Origin of the sequence: Alteriqipengyuania lutimaris (assembly GCF_003363135.1) — a bacterium.
Taxonomy (GTDB): domain Bacteria; phylum Pseudomonadota; class Alphaproteobacteria; order Sphingomonadales; family Sphingomonadaceae; genus Alteriqipengyuania; species Alteriqipengyuania lutimaris.
Genome location: NZ_QRBB01000001.1, coordinates 2,177,427 through 2,192,079 on the forward strand (window position 1 = coordinate 2,177,427; position 14,653 = coordinate 2,192,079).

Consider the following 14,653-nt stretch of genomic DNA (forward strand, 5'->3'; position numbering starts at 1 on the left):
AAAACGGGCGTAAGTGCGCGGCGTCCGTCGAATTTTTCCACCGTCCCGGCTACAAACCCGCAGATGGCCACCATCAGACGACTGCCCGAAGCGCTCATCAACCGCATTGCCGCGGGCGAAGTCATCGAACGCCCGGCCGCCGCGCTCAAGGAATTGCTCGAAAATGCGATCGATGCGGGCGCGACCCGCATCTCGGTCAGCCTCGAGGAAGGCGGGATCGGTTCGATCGAAGTGGTCGACGACGGCTGCGGGATGGACGAGGCCGCGCTGTCGCTCGCGCTGGAGCGGCACGCGACCTCGAAACTGCCCGAGGATCTGGTGGGGGAAGGGCACGCGCTCGAACATGTCGCGACGCTCGGCTTTCGGGGCGAGGCATTGCCCAGCATCGCGAGCGTGGCGCGCTTCACGCTCGAAAGCCGCCCCCACGACAGCGAGCAGGGCTGGCGCAAGGTGGTCGACCATGGCCGCGTGGTGGAGGACAAGCCCGCCGCCGTCCCGCCGGGCACCCGCGCGCGGATCGAGGACGTGTTTCGCGAGGTCCCTGCGCGGCGCAAGTTCCTGCGCACCCCGCGCAGCGAATATGCCGCATGCCAGGATATCGTCCGCCGCCTCGCGATGGCGCGGCCCGATATCGGCTTCACCTTTTCCAATAATGGCCGCCGCATCCTCCAGCTCCAGCGGGGCGAGGCGCTGCCCGAGCGGGTCGTGCGCCTGATCGCGCGCGAGCTGAAGGACAACTCGGTACCCATCGAGCTTGCCCGCCAGATCGAAGGGGGCGGCGAGATGGCCCTCACCGGCATTGCCGGGCTGCCGACCTACAACCGCGGCGTGGCCGACCACCAGTACCTGTTCGTCAACGGACGTCCGGTGAAGGACCGGCTGCTGGTTGGCGCGGTGCGCGGTGCCTATGCCGAAATGCTCGCGCGCGATCGCCACGCGGTGCTCGCGCTGTTCCTCGACCTGCCGCCCGAGGAGGTCGACGTGAACGTGCATCCGGCGAAGAGCGAAGTGCGCTTTCGCGACCCGCAGGGCGTGCGCGGCATGATCGTGGGCGGATTGCGCGCCGCGCTGTCGACCGGGGACAAGCGCAGCGCGCAGGCGCCCGATGCCAGTGCGATGGCGAAGTGGCAGGCCGAACCGGTTGCGCCGCCGTCCCCTTCCATCTTCGACCGTTTCGCAGGCCCGAGCGCACCTTCCGCACTCCACGAGCCGCGCATGAACTGGGGCGAGGGTGCGCCCGCCGATGCGCTACCCTCGGGCCGCGCGATCGAAGCCGAGCCGCTGCCGGAGAACACTCCCGACTATCCGCTCGGCATCGCGCGCGGGCAGATCGCCAACACCTATATCGTCGCCGAGGCGGCCGACGGGCTGGTGCTGGTCGACCAGCACGCCGCGCATGAACGCCTGACGCTCGAACGGCTGCGCAATGCCGATGCGGGCGCCGCGACCGCGCGCAGCCAGGCGCTGCTCATGCCCGAAGTGGTCGAATTGTCCGAAGCCGAATGCGACCGGATCGAAGCGATCGCCCCCGATCTCGACAAGCTGGGCCTCGCGGTGGAGCGCTTCGGCCCCGGCGCGATGCTGGTCCGCGCGATCCCGCACGCGCTGCCCAAGGCCGATCCGCATGCGCTGCTGCGCGACATTGCGGACGACCTCGCCACCAATGGCGTGCTGTCGGAAGGCGAGGGCGCCAATGGTGGCGGGGGAGGCTCGCTGCTCCTGACCGAAAAGCTCGAATACGTCTTGGCAACAATGGCTTGCCATGGTTCGGTGCGAGCGGGCAGAACGCTCCGCGTAGAGGAAATGAATGCGTTGCTGCGCGAAATGGAGCGCACGCCCCGCTCGGGCCAGTGCAATCACGGCCGCCCGACCTGGGTGAAGCTGTCGATGGAAGAAGTAGAAAAACTGTTCGGGAGACATTGATGCGTATCGGGGGGAACATGGCCGGCAAGCTCGCGCTGATAGCGGCGGGTCTGGCGGTCACGGGTTGTGCGAACGAGGCACCCGACAGCGAGGCGCAGCAGCGCGCCGATGCGGAGGCGGTGGCGCAGGTGATGGCGCAGCAGACTCCGCCACCGATCGAGCTGGCGCTCCAGCCGATCACCTACGACGATATCGTGGCGGACGAACGCCTGTCGGGGCCGGGCTGCTCGTTCTATCCGACCGACGCGGAAGATCCCTTTGCAATCCTGGGCAGCGATCTCGCCTTCGTGAAATACGAGGGCAGCGTCCAGCGTCTCGCCGCCGACGCGGGGAGCGGGGAGGGGCCCTTCGATACGCGTGAGAAATATGACGGGCGCGAATACGTGCTCAAGGTCGCGTACGACGAAGCGGCCGTCGAACAGGGCGATGGCTACTGGGCTGCGCCTGCGACGGCGCGCGTGGAAGACGGGTTCGACCGGCAGGTAGCACAGCATGACGGCAGGCTCGCCTGCGGCGGCTGACCGGCTAGTGCGGTGATCGTTCGGGGGTCTCGCCCTGCGAGGCTTCCGGATCGCGCACCGCCATGATCCCGTTGGAAATCATGGTCAGCACCGGTTCGCCATGCTGGTTGAACACGGTCTGACGGCTCTTGGTGAAGCCCATGTGCGGCTTGGTCCTGCTCTGCCGCTTCTCGATCAGCTCGGCTTCGACGCGCAGGGTATCGCCCGGATGGACGGGCTTGAGCCAGCGCAGCTCGTCGATCCCCGGCGAACCGAGCGAGGCGGATTGCTCTTTCCGGAACTGCTCGACGAACATGCTCATCGTCATCGCACACGTATGCCATCCGCTGGCGGCAATGCGGCCGAAATGGGTTTTGGCGGCGGCATCATCGTCGAGATGGAAGGGCTGGGGATCGTATTTGGAGGCGAATTCGATCACCTCCTCGCGGGTGACCTCGTAATGCCCGAAAGCCTGCTTCGTACCGACTTCCAGATCCTCGAAATATCGCATGCGTTACGCCCTTCGCCGTTCAGAGCGCGGGGCGTAGCAGCATCCAGATTCCCATGGCAATCATCGCGAGGTTCTCGGTCAGCGAGACGAAACCGAGCGGCACGTTGCTGCCCCCGCCGACACAGGCGCACTTGATCTCGCGCTTCTGGACATAGACCGCGTAGAACACGCTGACCGCGCCGACCGTACCGATGAACAGCGCGATGGGGATCGAGAGCCAGGGCAGGATGCGCCCCGCCATCAGCACCGCCGCCGTCGCCTCGAGGTAGGGATAGGCATAGGCGTAAGGCACCCACCGACGGCCCAGCTGGTCGTAGCCGACGAACATGGTCGAGAACTGCTCGACATCCTGCAGTTTCAGCATGGCGAGCATGGCCATCGAAAAGGCGACAAACCATTCGATGGTGCGAATGGTCGGTGCGCCCAGCAGGCCGATGCTCAGCGTAACCGCCAGCGCCGCCGCCACCGCGAAGACCGCGAGGACGGGGCGGTAGCTGGTTTCGTCCGGTTCCTTCACCGATTTGCCGAGGAACTTCCTCAGCTCCTCGTAACCGCCGATCCGCTTGCCCTCGATGAAGGTCTGCGGGGTGGTCTTCACCCCGTGTTTCTCCTTGAAGGCGTCGGTCTGCTCGCGGGTGGTGAGGTGGTGATCCTCGACCTTGTAACCCGCATTCTCGAGCAGCCATCTGGACTTGGTGCCATAGGGGCACACGTGCTTGTCCATCACCATGCGATGCAGTTCGGCGGTCTTCGTCATAGGCGGAATATATACCCCCTGGGGGTATCGTTCAACCCGCCCGGAACTTGGGCACCTTGCCACCCGAGCTCAGCTCCGGAATAATCCGGTAGCGGGCGAGGATGAAGCTGAAGAGGCCGAACAGGAGGAGGCCGATCGCGACCAGCGTGAACCAGATGCCGTCATCGGCCAGGCTGGCGACCGCATCGCCGATGGTTTTCACCTGGTCGCTGCCCTGCGACATGAAGCCCGCGCTCACCAGCGACCAGCCGATGATCACGAACACCACCGCACGCGCGGTATAGCCCGCTCCGCCGAGCCAGCGGGTAACGTCGGGCGCCTGCGGGCTGATCCGGTTCATGAAGCTGCCGGTGAGGCCCTTCTTGCCCTGGCTGAACGCGGCGATGAAGAAAGTGAGGCCGAGAATGCCGAGCAGGATGCCGCCGAACTCGACGCCGAGCACGCCCGATGCCGCTTCCTGCGCACCGCCGCCGGACCCGCCACCGCTATCGGTCGCGAACTTGAACGCCGACCAGGCGAGGGCGAGGTGGCCGATCGCGCTACCGGCATGGCCGATCCGCTTGCCCCAGCCCTTGGCGTCCGAGCCTTCGTTCTCGATGTCGAACAGCGGGGAGCAGAAGCGGAACAGCGCATAGCCGAACAGGCCGAGCACCATGATCCACAGGATCGCGGTTCCGGCGGGGAAATTCTCGATCGCCTTGAAGATGCCCGCAGTCCCTTCGGCAATGCGTCCCGCGCTGGTGAGCGCGATCAGACCGACGACCGTGTAGAGGATCGCGCGGCTGAAATAGCCCACGCGCACCAGCCAGTTAAACTTCTCGGATTTGTCGACCATCGCGCGTTTGCCCCTGTTTGCAATTGTTTCCAATCCCAACGGAGCAGCGGCGTTATGGTGCCGAGAATCCTCAGACGTTGAACTTGAACATCAGCACGTCGCCGTCCTGCACGAGGTATTCCTTGCCTTCCTGCCGCAGCTTGCCCGCATCCTTGGCGCCGCTTTCGCCGCCCAGCGCGATGTAATCCTCGTAGGCGATGGTTTCGGCGCGGATGAAGCCGCGTTCGAAATCGGTGTGGATCTCGCCCGCCGCCTGCGGTGCCTTGGCCCCGGCGGGGAAGGTCCACGCGCGCGCTTCCTTCGGGCCGACGGTGAAGAAGGTCTGCAGGCCGAGCAGCTCGTATCCCGCGCGGATGATTTTTGCCAAACCGCTTTCGTCCAGCCCGAGTTCGCTCAGGTACTCGCTGCGATCCGCCTCTTCCATCTCGACCAGTTCGGATTCGATCGCGGCGGAAACGACCACCGACTGCGCGCCTTCGGCGGCAGCCTTCTCGGCCACCAGCTTCGAGAGCGCATTGCCCTGCGCCGCGTCTTCCTCGGCCACGTTGCACACGTAGAGCACGGGCTTGGCGGTCAGCAGCTGCGCCTGTTCGAACAGGCGCGCTTCCTCGTCGTCGCCCGGTTCGACAAGCCGCGCAGGCTTGCCGTCCTTGAGAAACTCGAGCGCCTGGCCGAGAATGCTGGCGAGCGCCTTGGCTTCCTTGTCGCCGCTGGTTGCACGGCGCTTGGCATTCTCGACCCGCTTCTCGACGCTTTCGAGGTCGGCCAGCATCAGCTCGGTCTCGACCACTTCGGCGTCGGCGATCGGATCGACCTTGTTGTTCACGTGCTGGATGTCGTCATCCTCGAAACAGCGCAGCACATGGACGATCGCATCGACCTCGCGGATATTGGCGAGGAACTGGTTGCCGAGGCCTTCGCCCTTGCTGGCGCCCTTCACGAGGCCCGCAATGTCCACGAAGGCGAGCTGGGTGTGAATGATCTTGGCGCTCTTGCTGATGGCGGCCAGCTTCTCCAGCCGCTCGTCGGGCACCGCGACCTGGCCCACATTGGGCTCGATCGTGCAGAAGGGATAGTTCGCGGCCTGCGCGGCCTGCGTCTGCGTCAGTGCATTGAACAGCGTCGACTTGCCGACATTGGGCAGGCCGACGATACCGCATTTGAAACCCATGATCTTCCTTGGTCCGGACAGGCGGGCCAGCGGCCCGCGATGCTGTGATTGAATGGGCCCGCACCTAACGCTCAGGCCCGCCCGTGCCTAGTGCGATGTTCGCCGATGCGGCACAAGCGGGCCATCACTGGATCACTGGGGAGCGGGGCCGTCAGTCGACGTTGTGCACGGCCTTGATCAGCGGGCCGTAGCCCGATCCGCCCAGCCATCCGACCTGCGTGGCAGCCGTCACCTCGTTGATCTTCATCTGCGGCTTGGCGCCCGGGTGGACTTCGGTGCGCAGCGGGCGGGTGCCGCCGGGCATGGCGATGATCTGCGCGATCGCGCGCGGGACATCCATCGGGTCCGCGCTGCGGCCCGAGCCGTCTTCTTCGCCCATGCTCGCAACCACTTGCGGATAGCCGTCCTTGTGGATCGCCGCCGCGCGATCCTTCAGCGCGGAGGTGTAGATATTGCGGTTGACCCAGACTTCGGTCGGATATCCGCCGGGTTCGATGATCGCGACCTCGATATTGTGCGGCACCAGTTCGTAGGCCATCGCCTCGCTCATCGCCTCGAGCGCGAATTTGGTCGGCGAGTAATGGCCCGAGTAGGGGACAATGACCCGGCCGAGCTGGCTGGAGATCGGCACGATCAGCCCGCCGCCCTTCGCGCGCATTCCGGGCAGGACCGCCCGCGCCATGCGGTGCGCGCCGATGACGTTGGTACCGAAGATCAGCTGCGTCGCCTGCATGTCCTGAAGCTCTACGGGTCCGGAAATGCCGATCCCGGCATTGTTGACCAGCACATCGATCCCGCCGCCTGCAAGCCGCTCGGCCTCGGCGACGCCCGCCACGACCTGTTCGTCGGACAGCACGTCGATCTCGATCACGGTGATGTCGAGGTTTTCGTCCGCGGCAAGGGTGCTCAGCTCTTCCGCTTCGGGGCGGGGCAGGCCGCGCATGGTGGCGAAGACCTTTGCCCCCAGTCGTGCGTAATGTTCGGCGCCAAGGCGGCCAAAGCCCGAGGAACAGCCCGTGATCAGCACGCTCTTGCCGGTGAGGTCGGGCGTCGACGAGAGCGCATCGGTCTGAGCGCGGGCGGACATCGCGGCAAGCGCGCCGGTCGCGGCGGCTCCGGCCATCAGGCTGCGGCGGGAAAGGGTGGGCATGGGCGAACTCCTTGCTTGCAGCTGCGTGCGGGTCTCAACTTTCGTCTGCACCTTCCTTAGGGGCGAAAACGCCGAGACGGTGCATCTCCTTTTGTACGTACCACAAGGCGAAGACATCGTAGAGCGCGTGGGCGATCATCACCGTGAGCAGGCTGCCGCTGATCCAGTACAGATAGCCGAAGAGAACCCCGATCGCGAAGATGATCATCGCGATGGGCGACTTCGCGAGATGGACGATGGCGAAGAGCGCGGAGGCGATCCCGATCGCGAGCGGCACGCCGACGTAATCCGACGCGAGCGTTTGCACTCCTGCGCGGAACAGCGCCTCCTCGCCGATCCCGGCTCCCAGCGAGACCATCACGATGGCCCACAACGGCAGCGGCTTTTCGAGAAAGGCGAAGTTGTCCGCCTGCGCGCGGACCAGCCTTTCCGACAGGCGCGGCAGGCCTTTGAACGCCGCGTAGGCGACGCCCACCAGAACCCCGGCCAGCGCGATGCCCGACACGATCTCGTCGGTGTGGAAGGAAACGAAGGCGTCGTTCGGGCGACCCGAGAGCCGCCACAGCACGAGACCGGTCACCGTAAAGGCGACCGCCTGCAGGGTCAGCAGGCCGAGCAGCGCCGCGCGCCCCGGCATGGCCTTTTGGGTTCTCGGCGATCGCTCCATCGCGCGGATCAGTCCTCCGCTGAGGCCAAGGGCGACGTGCCTGCCATGCCCCCTAGTCCTGCATCCGGAGCGCGACATCGTTCATGAAGCGCGCGTCGTCGCCCTCGGCCAGCCACGCCGCCTCGCTCGCCATCGCGCCGAGCATGGTGGCGAGATCGTCCATCTCCGCCTTGGCGTAATTGCCCAGCACATGGCCCGTGACCCGGTCCTTGTGCCCGGGATGGCCGATGCCGATCCGCACGCGGCGAAAATCGGGGCCGAGATGCTGGTTGATGCTGCGAAGGCCGTTGTGCCCGGCGAGTCCTCCGCCGACGCGGACCTTCACCTTGAAGGGGGCGAGGTCGAGCTCGTCGTGGAAGACTGTCAGCGCGTCGGGTTCCAGCTTGTAGAAGCGCAGCGCCTCGGCAACGCTGCGCCCGCTTTCGTTCATGAACGTCGCGGGCTTGAGCAGCAGCACCTTTTCGCGCCCGATCCGCCCTTCCTGGACCCAGCCCTGGAACTTCTTCTGCACGGGGCCGAAATCGTGCGCTTCGGCGATGACGTCGCACGCCATGAAGCCGATATTGTGCCGGTGAAGCGCGTAGCGCGGTCCGGGATTGCCGAGGCCGGTCCAGATTTGCATGCAGCGCCGTTAGCAAATCCTCCCCCGAACGGGGAGGGGGACCATGCACACCGTGGTGGAGGGGCAGGTTAGGCGCGAACGACTTCTTGAGCGGTTCCAGGTGGGGAGGCTGCCCCTCTACCCCTCTCCCGCCAGGGGAGGACCATAAAAAACGCCGGACCTCTATGCGAGGCCCGGCGTTTCGGATTGCTTCGAACGAGAGGCAGACGATCAGTCGTCGGTCTGCTCGGGCTCGCCTTCCACGGTCTCGGCATGCTGCTCGATGACCTCGGTTTCGGTGACTTCTTCCTCGTCGCCCTCGGCGCCTTCGGCCTTCTTGAGCGCCGACGGAGCCACCAGGGTGGCGATGGTGAAGTCGCGATCGGTAATCGCCGAAGTGCTGCCTTCGGGCAGGTCGACTTCGCTGATGTGGATCGAGTCGCCGACTTCCTTGCCCTTGACGCTGATCACGATCTCGGACGGGATCTTGTCCGCTTCGCAGACCAGTTCCAGCTCGTGACGGACCACGTTGAGCACGCCGCCCTTCTTGAGGCCGGGCGATTCCTCTTCGTCGGCGAAGACCACGGGGATGGCGACGTCCACCTTGGCGCCCTTGGCAAGACGGAAGAAGTCCACGTGCTCGGGCCGGTCGGTGACGGGGTGCAGCGCAACGTCCTTGGGCAGGGTGCGCACCTTCTTGCCGCCGATTTCGATCTCGATGATCGAGTTCATGAAGTGGCCGGTGTCGAGCTGACGCCGCAGCAGGCGTTCCTCGATGTGGATCGTGGTCGGTTCTTCCTTGCCGCCGTAAATCACGGCGGGGACACGGCCTTCGCGACGCAGTGCCCGGGAGGCTCCCTTGCCAGCCCGGTCGCGCGTCTCGGCCGGCAGGGTGATGGCGTCGCTCATCGTATGCTACCTTTCGAATGCGTAATTGAGAATGTTCCGGTCCGCCACGCCTCCAGGGATGCACATGGCGCCGAAGCGCGGCCCATTAGGGGCAAAAGCGCGGTTTGGCAAGCGCCGTCGGTGCCGCGTCAGTTCAGGCGGGTGACGCGATAGCCGCGCGCCTCGAGCAGCGCGACCAGACCGTCCTCGCCCAGCATGTGCGCCGCACCGACCGCGATCAGCGGGCGTTCCCCTCGCCGCAGAAGCGGCTCGATTTTCGCCAGCCACTCGGCATTGCGCCGGGTCAGCAGCGCGGTGCGGATTTCGGGATCGGCGAGCATGCCTTCGTGGCTCAGCCGCTCCAGCCCCGCGACATCGCCGGCAAGATAGAGGTCGATCGGCCGCGCGAGCACGTCCGGATCGGACTGCGATTCCTCGACGATCGAGGACAGCATCGTGCGCTGGGCATTCTGCGACAGGCCATCGAAGGCCGCGAACTGCGCCTTCGCGCCTTCCAGCTCGATCACTTCGCGATCCGAGAATTCCTCGATCAGCGCGCGGTCCACGCCGTTCGCGGGGTCGGCCCGCGTCCTCACCGCCTGCGCGAGCATGAGCGCGGCGCCCCAGCTTTCGATGCGCGCGAAATCCCGCAGCGAATAGCTGCTGTCGTCGACCAGCTCGGTCAGCTGCGCGCGCTGATCCTGCGCCACGCGCGCAGTCAGCGGAGGCAGGCCGGCCGATGTGGCGAGCGGAAGGAACGCCGCCGCCATTGCATGGCCATCGTCGAGCTCGGCGATCTCCACCGCAAGAACATCGGCCTGCGCGACCACGTCATCGACCGCGCCCCCGCGCCACTTCACGTCGTCGGGCAGGGCGTGGATGGTGCCGAGCAGCCATCCTTCGACCTGCCCGGCATCGTCGCCCCCATCGACGCGGGCGACTTCCCACAAGAGCGGGTTGGCGGTTTCCGCGCCGCCATTCTCGCGCCCGTCCGGCTGGCCGCAGGCAGCGACCAGACAGGCTAGGAAGGCGAGAAGGGCGGGGCGCAACGACATCATTCGGCTCACTGGACGCGGGTCATTTCTATACCGCGCTCGGCCAGCTTGTCCTGCAGTTTCTGGTTGCCGGCCATGTGCCCGGCACCCACCGCCATGAAGATCGTGCCCGGGCTGTCGAGCCGCTCGTCGATCCAGACGGCCCAGTTCGCGTTGCGGGCGTAGAGCATGCGCTCTGCCAGGACCGGATCGGCCTCCATCGCCTCGTTCATCAGCTCGCCCAGCTGCTCCACATCGCCTTCCGACCATTCGGCGACGATCTTCTGGAGGAAGGGGGTGATCTCATCGATCTGCTCGGCGGTCTGGATCAGGTAGTCCACCTGCGCATCCTGCGGCAGCTCGTCGAAGATCGCGAACTGCGACTCCACGGTTTCGAGCGCGTCGCGCCCCATGCGCTCGCCGATGGTGCGCTCGAGCACGGTCTCGGTGCCGTTTTTCTGGTCGAACCCGCCGAGGGCGTAGGCGGCGTTGCTAAGCTGGAGCGCCGCGAACCACGGATCGAGCTGGTCGAGAGCATTGACCGGAATGCCGAGGTCGTTGAGCGTGGCTTCGTAGGTCGCACGCTCTTCGTCGTCCATCAGGCTGCGCACCGTGGTGCCTTCGGGCAGCATCGCGATCTGCTGCACCAGCGCCGGTACTTCGGTCATCGCTTCGGGCGTCATGTCGATCTCGGTCACCAGCGTATCGCTCTCGTCGAGCGCCGTCTTGACCGGGCCGGTATACCATTCGACGTCGTCGGGCAGCACGTGGACGGTGCCGAAGACGTAGATCGTCGTGTCCTCGTCCGCGATCCGCCACAGGGCAGGCCCGCCCATCTCCATCGTCCCGGCAGGCACCTGCGTCGATGCGACCGGGGTGGGGGTGGCCTGCGTCTGGGCGCAGGCACCCGATCCGATGGCCAGCGCGACGGTGGCGATACCGGTGAGAAGGGGTTTGGCTGAAATGGTCATATCGGTGTCCTCTCGATTTGCTAACGAAAATGGGCGTTGAACATGGTTCGCAGTGGTCAGCGCAGCCCGAGCTTGCGCAGACCGTAAACGGCGCAGATGATGAAAATCATGACGGAGACGATAGCCAGCGCGCTGGGGAAGGGCACCAGGCCGATATTGGCGAGAAAGTACCAGATGCCGAATACGATCATGCCGCCATACACCCCGCAGAGATGCGCCCAGAGATTGTCCATCAGATCGAGCTCGTCGACGCGTTTGAAATAGTCTCGCGTGAACCATATCAGGCCGATCGCCAGGATGGCGCAGGCGAGCAGAGGCACCCAGACGGGTGCCTCGCCGTCCTCGTAAAGGCCTCCCATCACGCCGCCGGCCATTCCGGCGATCAGGCTGCCGAGCAAGGCCAGCGCCACGTAGCGGTAGAAGCGGTTGCGGCGCTTTTTCAGCCGTGCCTCTCCGGTCGGTTCGGGATCAGTCCTCGTCATGGAAAATCTCCTCAATCGTCGCCTCGAAAAGGCGCGAAATCTTGAATGCGAGGCCGAGCGAGGGATCGTGCTTGCCCGTCTCGATCGCGTTGACCGCCTGGCGCGAGACATCGAGCCGTCCGGCCAGTTCGGCCTGGCTCCAGTCGCGTTCGGCGCGCATGACTTTGAGGCGGTTTTTCATACGACCCCGCTCCGCGCTTCGAAGCTGAAGGGGGGCGAATGGGACTGTCCCGGCGCCCGAAAACCTGGCACCTCTATCAGGGTGGTTGCCTCGGTCATTCCCTGTCACCTCCCAAGGCAAACCTGTCGCGCAGCATCGCGGAGGCGAAGCCGGCATAGAAGGCGAGGGAAACGATCATGGCGAGCAGGGTCGCGTCATTGGCATACCCGGCGGCGTTCATGGGCATACGGTCGGGCGCGCCACCGGCGGACACACGATATCCGGCCACGTAGGCGAGGTCGGAGACGCTCAATATGAAGAGAACCGAGAGATAGATCGCGACGAGCACGATGCTCCAGCGCATGCCGACATGGCACTGGCTGCGAAAATAGTCGTCCGACCCATACGAAAATCCCGCATTGATCAGTCCGGCGACGATCACGCCATAGCCGATCGCCATCCAGTGAAGGTCGGGAAGAAAGACGTATTGGACCAGGCAGATAATCGTCGCGACCAGGCCTAGCCACATGACGACGAACTGCAGGTTCCGGCCCTCGGGTGTGAGGGCGTGGGGATCATAAGGCATCAGCGACTATCCCTATATGAAGCCAGTCCGCTCGCGGTCGGCCAGCTGCGGCAGGTCGAGGTGCGCGGCCGTTTCGGTCCGGGTCCGATCGTGCATGGGCACGCGAAACGGCGCGAATATGCGTCACCATCGCCGCTCAGTAGCTGTGGTTGAGCAGCATCAGGACGATCCACGCCGACATCAGCGCGATGTAGATGGCATTGCTCTTGCGGCTGCGAGGGCTGGAAGAAGCGGATTTGGAAAGATGGGTCATGATGTTCGTCTCCTTTGACGAAGAGGTCGGAAAATGGGCGATCGTAGCTCAAAAACCGCGGAAACGCTTGATGAAATAGCCGAGGAGAAACGCGCCGAGCACGATGGTGCTCGCAAGTTCGGCAGGGAAACTCGCCGCCTCTCCATTGCCGGTCCAGCCGCTGTAGAAACCGACCGCGAAAGGCGCGAAAACGAGGTAGGCAACGCCGAGGAGGAAGGCCGTATTTGCGCCGGCGGCCCAGAGCGAGGCGACATATTCGTCCGCTTTTCGGGTCGCGAACATGACGATGATCGCCGGCAGCATGACCAAGAGCCCCACGAACGCAAAGGGCTCCGGTGCACCCAGGAGATCCGTCGCCACCCAGGCTGCAAAACCCAGCAGCGCCAGCCAGCTGGCGACCGTATGCCGCCGGACGAGGGTACTCTTGTCGGCCATCAGAAGGGGGCCGCGAGTAACAGCTTGGCGGCGATATTGCCCACGCCGTAGCCGGCGAGGAAGATCGTCGCGAGGGCGAGCGCGGCCCTGCCCAACGGCGGTTTCCTGAGGTCGAATTCGATTTGCATGTTGTTGTCTCCGGCATGTAAAGTCGAGGAACGGTCGGGCGAGCCTTGTTGGGGCAGGGCCTGCCCGACCACCACATCCTCGCTCCTTACGCCTCGGGATCGAGAGCAATCGTCGCGAGGCGGGTTTCACGGGCGTCGGCGATCGCGAGTTCCGCCTGCTGCGCGGCCTTGCCGGCGACCTGCGCGCGGCATTCGGCTTCGATGTGCTGAGCGGTCACGCCCCTAGTGCCGGTAGCGCACACCTTGCGGACGGCACGATCGATGCGGGTGTCCAGCACCGCGCGGTCGGCGGCCTGCGACAGGTCGAGATCGGCGACCGAGATATCGACCGAACGGTCGGCGGCGACGGCCGCAGTGGGGAGGGCGATTGCGGCGAGAGCGGCGGCGAGGATTACGTTACGGGTGTTCATGTCATTCACTCCATTCTTGGATATTGGGTCCAGATGTCGTTTCAACCTGTCGTTGTGTCAGGTTGTGCTGACTTTATGTCGCGATTCGCTGTCCATGTCAACAACTCCTGACAAAATGTTTTGCAGACCTGTCTTTTTGGCAGAAATGCGCGCCCCCGTTGACGCTGCGCACGCCCTTCGCCATTGCCCTTCGCCTGATGGAACGCGACCCGACGAACAGTTTTCAGGACATGATTCTCGCCCTGCACGATTTCTGGGCAGGGCAGGGATGCGTGATTCTGCAACCCTACGACATGCGGATGGGGGCGGGCACGTTCCACACCGCGACCACCTTGCGCGCGCTGGGGCCGGAACCGTGGAATGCCGCCTTCGTGCAGCCCTGCCGCCGACCCACGGATGGCCGCTACGGCGAGAACCCGAACCGGCTGCAGCACTATTACCAGTACCAGGTCATCCTGAAGCCGAGCCCGGCCGACATCCAGGATCTCTATCTGGAATCGCTGCGGGTGATCGGGATCGATCCGCTCAAGCACGATATCCGCTTCGTGGAAGACGACTGGGAATCGCCCACGCTGGGCGCCTGGGGGCTCGGCTGGGAAGTCTGGTGCGACGGGATGGAAGTCACCCAGTTCACCTATTTCCAGCAGATGGGCGGGTTCGACTGCAAGCCGGTCGCGGGCGAGCTGACCTACGGGCTCGAACGCCTCGCAATGTACATCCAGGGCGTCGATAACGTGTACGACCTTTCCTTCAACGGGCAGGGGACGAGCTACGGCGACGTGTTTCTCGAAAACGAGAAGCAGATGTCGAAGTGGAATTTCGAGGTCGCCGAGACCGACGCGCTGTTCGACCTTTTCGCCAAGGCTGAGAAGGAGTGCGAGAACGCGCTCGCCAACAATGTCCCCATCGCCGCCTACGAGCAGGCGGTGGAAGCGAGCCACATCTTCAACCTGCTGCAGGCGCGCGGCGTGATTTCGGTGCAGGAGCGCGCGAGCTACATGGGCCGCGTCCGCGACCTCGCGCGCGGCTCCTGCGAGAAATACGCCGAGCTGAAAGCGCCCGAATGGGCCGAGAAATACCCGGAGTGGTCGCTGTGAGATCCATTCCCAATCCCGTCACCCCCGCGCAGGCGGGGGTCCAGATGACCCATGAAGCGCGCGCCACAGCGCTCGGTTGGGCCCCTGCCTGCGC

Annotated in this window: 19 protein-coding genes; 3 read left to right on the forward strand and 16 right to left on the reverse strand. The window is 65.1% G+C overall.

Annotated elements, in window-relative coordinates; all coding sequences use genetic code 11:
* Nucleotides 1-63: 63 nt before the first annotated feature.
* Both mutL and DL238_RS10410 read left to right on the forward strand, forming a co-directional pair.
* On the forward strand, nt 64-1,923 hold the full coding sequence (gene mutL, locus DL238_RS10405; RefSeq protein ID WP_115492198.1) for a DNA mismatch repair endonuclease MutL: 1,860 nt from the start codon (nt 64-66) through the stop codon (nt 1,921-1,923).
* Nucleotides 1,923-2,444 (forward strand): hypothetical protein, encoded by a 522-nt coding sequence (locus DL238_RS10410; protein ID WP_115492199.1) that lies wholly within the window; start codon nt 1,923-1,925, stop codon nt 2,442-2,444. Before mutL ends, DL238_RS10410 begins: the two co-directional genes overlap by 1 nt.
* A 4-nt stretch (nt 2,445-2,448) precedes the next feature.
* Here the strand turns inward: DL238_RS10410 and DL238_RS10415 are convergent, their stop codons facing one another.
* The 16 genes from DL238_RS10415 to DL238_RS10485 all read right to left on the reverse strand — a co-directional run bounded on the left by DL238_RS10415 (nt 2,449) and on the right by DL238_RS10485 (nt 13,462).
* Nucleotides 2,449-2,934, reverse strand: a complete 486-nt coding sequence (locus DL238_RS10415) for a MaoC family dehydratase (RefSeq protein WP_115492200.1) — start codon at nt 2,932-2,934, stop codon at nt 2,449-2,451.
* A 19-nt stretch (nt 2,935-2,953) separates the two neighbouring features.
* Nucleotides 2,954-3,691 carry a MauE/DoxX family redox-associated membrane protein gene (locus DL238_RS10420; protein ID WP_115492201.1) on the reverse strand — a complete coding sequence of 246 codons (738 nt, stop codon included), beginning with the start codon at nt 3,689-3,691 and terminating at the stop codon, nt 2,954-2,956.
* Nucleotides 3,692-3,722: 31 nt separating this feature from the next.
* Complete coding sequence (locus tag DL238_RS10425; protein WP_115492202.1) at nt 3,723-4,526, reverse strand: DUF1206 domain-containing protein; 804 nt, start codon at nt 4,524-4,526, stop codon at nt 3,723-3,725.
* Between the two features lie 70 nt (nt 4,527-4,596).
* A complete protein-coding gene (ychF, locus tag DL238_RS10430) occupies nt 4,597-5,697 on the reverse strand; it encodes a redox-regulated ATPase YchF (RefSeq protein ID WP_115492203.1) in 1,101 nt (366 codons plus the stop codon).
* Between the two features lie 151 nt (nt 5,698-5,848).
* The gene (locus tag DL238_RS10435; RefSeq protein ID WP_115492204.1) at nt 5,849-6,847 is read right to left on the reverse strand and encodes an SDR family oxidoreductase; all 999 of its coding nucleotides are present in this window, start codon (nt 6,845-6,847) and stop codon (nt 5,849-5,851) included.
* Nucleotides 6,848-6,881: 34 nt separating this feature from the next.
* Nucleotides 6,882-7,484, reverse strand: coding sequence for a CPBP family intramembrane glutamic endopeptidase (locus DL238_RS10440; RefSeq protein WP_115492205.1), 603 nt, complete (start codon nt 7,482-7,484; stop codon nt 6,882-6,884).
* Between the two features lie 82 nt (nt 7,485-7,566).
* Nucleotides 7,567-8,136, reverse strand: a complete 570-nt coding sequence (pth, locus tag DL238_RS10445) for an aminoacyl-tRNA hydrolase (RefSeq protein ID WP_115492206.1) — start codon at nt 8,134-8,136, stop codon at nt 7,567-7,569.
* Nucleotides 8,137-8,346: 210 nt separating this feature from the next.
* Nucleotides 8,347-9,024 carry a 50S ribosomal protein L25/general stress protein Ctc gene (locus DL238_RS10450; protein ID WP_115492207.1) on the reverse strand — a complete coding sequence of 226 codons (678 nt, stop codon included), beginning with the start codon at nt 9,022-9,024 and terminating at the stop codon, nt 8,347-8,349.
* A 128-nt stretch (nt 9,025-9,152) separates the two neighbouring features.
* A complete protein-coding gene (locus tag DL238_RS10455) occupies nt 9,153-10,061 on the reverse strand; it encodes a TraB/GumN family protein (protein WP_234031041.1) in 909 nt (302 codons plus the stop codon).
* Nucleotides 10,062-10,066: 5 nt separating this feature from the next.
* Nucleotides 10,067-11,008, reverse strand: a complete 942-nt coding sequence (locus DL238_RS10460; protein WP_115492208.1) for a TraB/GumN family protein — start codon at nt 11,006-11,008, stop codon at nt 10,067-10,069.
* 56 nt (nt 11,009-11,064) lie between these two features.
* On the reverse strand, nt 11,065-11,490 hold the full coding sequence (locus DL238_RS10465) for a hypothetical protein (protein WP_115492209.1): 426 nt from the start codon (nt 11,488-11,490) through the stop codon (nt 11,065-11,067).
* Nucleotides 11,477-11,671, reverse strand: coding sequence for a helix-turn-helix transcriptional regulator (locus DL238_RS10470; protein WP_115492210.1), 195 nt, complete (start codon nt 11,669-11,671; stop codon nt 11,477-11,479). The genes DL238_RS10465 and DL238_RS10470 overlap by 14 nt, the downstream gene beginning before the upstream one ends.
* Nucleotides 11,672-11,765: 94 nt before the next feature.
* Entirely contained in the window at nt 11,766-12,236 is a 471-nt protein-coding gene (locus DL238_RS10475; RefSeq protein ID WP_115492211.1) for a hypothetical protein, read from the reverse strand.
* Between the two features lie 301 nt (nt 12,237-12,537).
* Nucleotides 12,538-12,924, reverse strand: coding sequence for a hypothetical protein (locus tag DL238_RS10480; RefSeq protein WP_115492212.1), 387 nt, complete (start codon nt 12,922-12,924; stop codon nt 12,538-12,540).
* Nucleotides 12,924-13,052 carry a hypothetical protein gene (locus tag DL238_RS16510; RefSeq protein WP_267897137.1) on the reverse strand — a complete coding sequence of 43 codons (129 nt, stop codon included), beginning with the start codon at nt 13,050-13,052 and terminating at the stop codon, nt 12,924-12,926. Before DL238_RS16510 ends, DL238_RS10480 begins: the two co-directional genes overlap by 1 nt.
* An 86-nt stretch (nt 13,053-13,138) precedes the next feature.
* Nucleotides 13,139-13,462 carry a UrcA family protein gene (locus DL238_RS10485; protein ID WP_147291012.1) on the reverse strand — a complete coding sequence of 108 codons (324 nt, stop codon included), beginning with the start codon at nt 13,460-13,462 and terminating at the stop codon, nt 13,139-13,141.
* A 197-nt stretch (nt 13,463-13,659) separates the two neighbouring features.
* Here DL238_RS10485 and DL238_RS10490 point away from each other — a divergent pair, with 197 nt between their 5' ends.
* The gene (locus DL238_RS10490) at nt 13,660-14,559 is read left to right on the forward strand and encodes a glycine--tRNA ligase subunit alpha (protein ID WP_115492872.1); all 900 of its coding nucleotides are present in this window, start codon (nt 13,660-13,662) and stop codon (nt 14,557-14,559) included.
* The last annotated feature ends 94 nt before the right edge of the window (nt 14,560-14,653 follow it).

What these genes read in the sequence shown, in the direction of transcription:
- DL238_RS10425 (WP_115492202.1), bottom strand. Translation starts at nt 4,526, where the DNA reads ATGGTCGACAAATCCGAGAAGTTTAACTGGCTGGTGCGCGTGGGCTAT.
- pth (WP_115492206.1), bottom strand. Translation starts at nt 8,136, where the DNA reads ATGCAAATCTGGACCGGCCTCGGCAATCCCGGACCGCGCTACGCGCTT.
- DL238_RS10440 (WP_115492205.1), bottom strand. Translation starts at nt 7,484, where the DNA reads ATGCCGGGGCGCGCGGCGCTGCTCGGCCTGCTGACCCTGCAGGCGGTC.
- DL238_RS10450 (WP_115492207.1), bottom strand. Translation starts at nt 9,024, where the DNA reads ATGAGCGACGCCATCACCCTGCCGGCCGAGACGCGCGACCGGGCTGGC.
- DL238_RS10485 (WP_147291012.1), bottom strand. Translation starts at nt 13,462, where the DNA reads ATGAACACCCGTAACGTAATCCTCGCCGCCGCTCTCGCCGCAATCGCC.
- DL238_RS10460 (WP_115492208.1), bottom strand. Translation starts at nt 11,008, where the DNA reads ATGACCATTTCAGCCAAACCCCTTCTCACCGGTATCGCCACCGTCGCG.
- DL238_RS10435 (WP_115492204.1), bottom strand. Translation starts at nt 6,847, where the DNA reads ATGCCCACCCTTTCCCGCCGCAGCCTGATGGCCGGAGCCGCCGCGACC.
- DL238_RS10490 (WP_115492872.1), top strand. Translation starts at nt 13,660, where the DNA reads ATGGAACGCGACCCGACGAACAGTTTTCAGGACATGATTCTCGCCCTG.
- DL238_RS10410 (WP_115492199.1), top strand. Translation starts at nt 1,923, where the DNA reads ATGCGTATCGGGGGGAACATGGCCGGCAAGCTCGCGCTGATAGCGGCG.
- DL238_RS10455 (WP_234031041.1), bottom strand. Translation starts at nt 10,061, where the DNA reads ATGATGTCGTTGCGCCCCGCCCTTCTCGCCTTCCTAGCCTGTCTGGTC.
- ychF (WP_115492203.1), bottom strand. Translation starts at nt 5,697, where the DNA reads ATGGGTTTCAAATGCGGTATCGTCGGCCTGCCCAATGTCGGCAAGTCG.
- DL238_RS10480 (WP_115492212.1), bottom strand. Translation starts at nt 12,924, where the DNA reads ATGGCCGACAAGAGTACCCTCGTCCGGCGGCATACGGTCGCCAGCTGG.
- DL238_RS10465 (WP_115492209.1), bottom strand. Translation starts at nt 11,490, where the DNA reads ATGACGAGGACTGATCCCGAACCGACCGGAGAGGCACGGCTGAAAAAG.
- DL238_RS10415 (WP_115492200.1), bottom strand. Translation starts at nt 2,934, where the DNA reads ATGCGATATTTCGAGGATCTGGAAGTCGGTACGAAGCAGGCTTTCGGG.
- DL238_RS10475 (WP_115492211.1), bottom strand. Translation starts at nt 12,236, where the DNA reads ATGCCTTATGATCCCCACGCCCTCACACCCGAGGGCCGGAACCTGCAG.
- DL238_RS16510 (WP_267897137.1), bottom strand. Translation starts at nt 13,052, where the DNA reads ATGCAAATCGAATTCGACCTCAGGAAACCGCCGTTGGGCAGGGCCGCG.
- DL238_RS10420 (WP_115492201.1), bottom strand. Translation starts at nt 3,691, where the DNA reads ATGACGAAGACCGCCGAACTGCATCGCATGGTGATGGACAAGCACGTG.
- DL238_RS10470 (WP_115492210.1), bottom strand. Translation starts at nt 11,671, where the DNA reads ATGAAAAACCGCCTCAAAGTCATGCGCGCCGAACGCGACTGGAGCCAG.
- mutL (WP_115492198.1), top strand. Translation starts at nt 64, where the DNA reads ATGGCCACCATCAGACGACTGCCCGAAGCGCTCATCAACCGCATTGCC.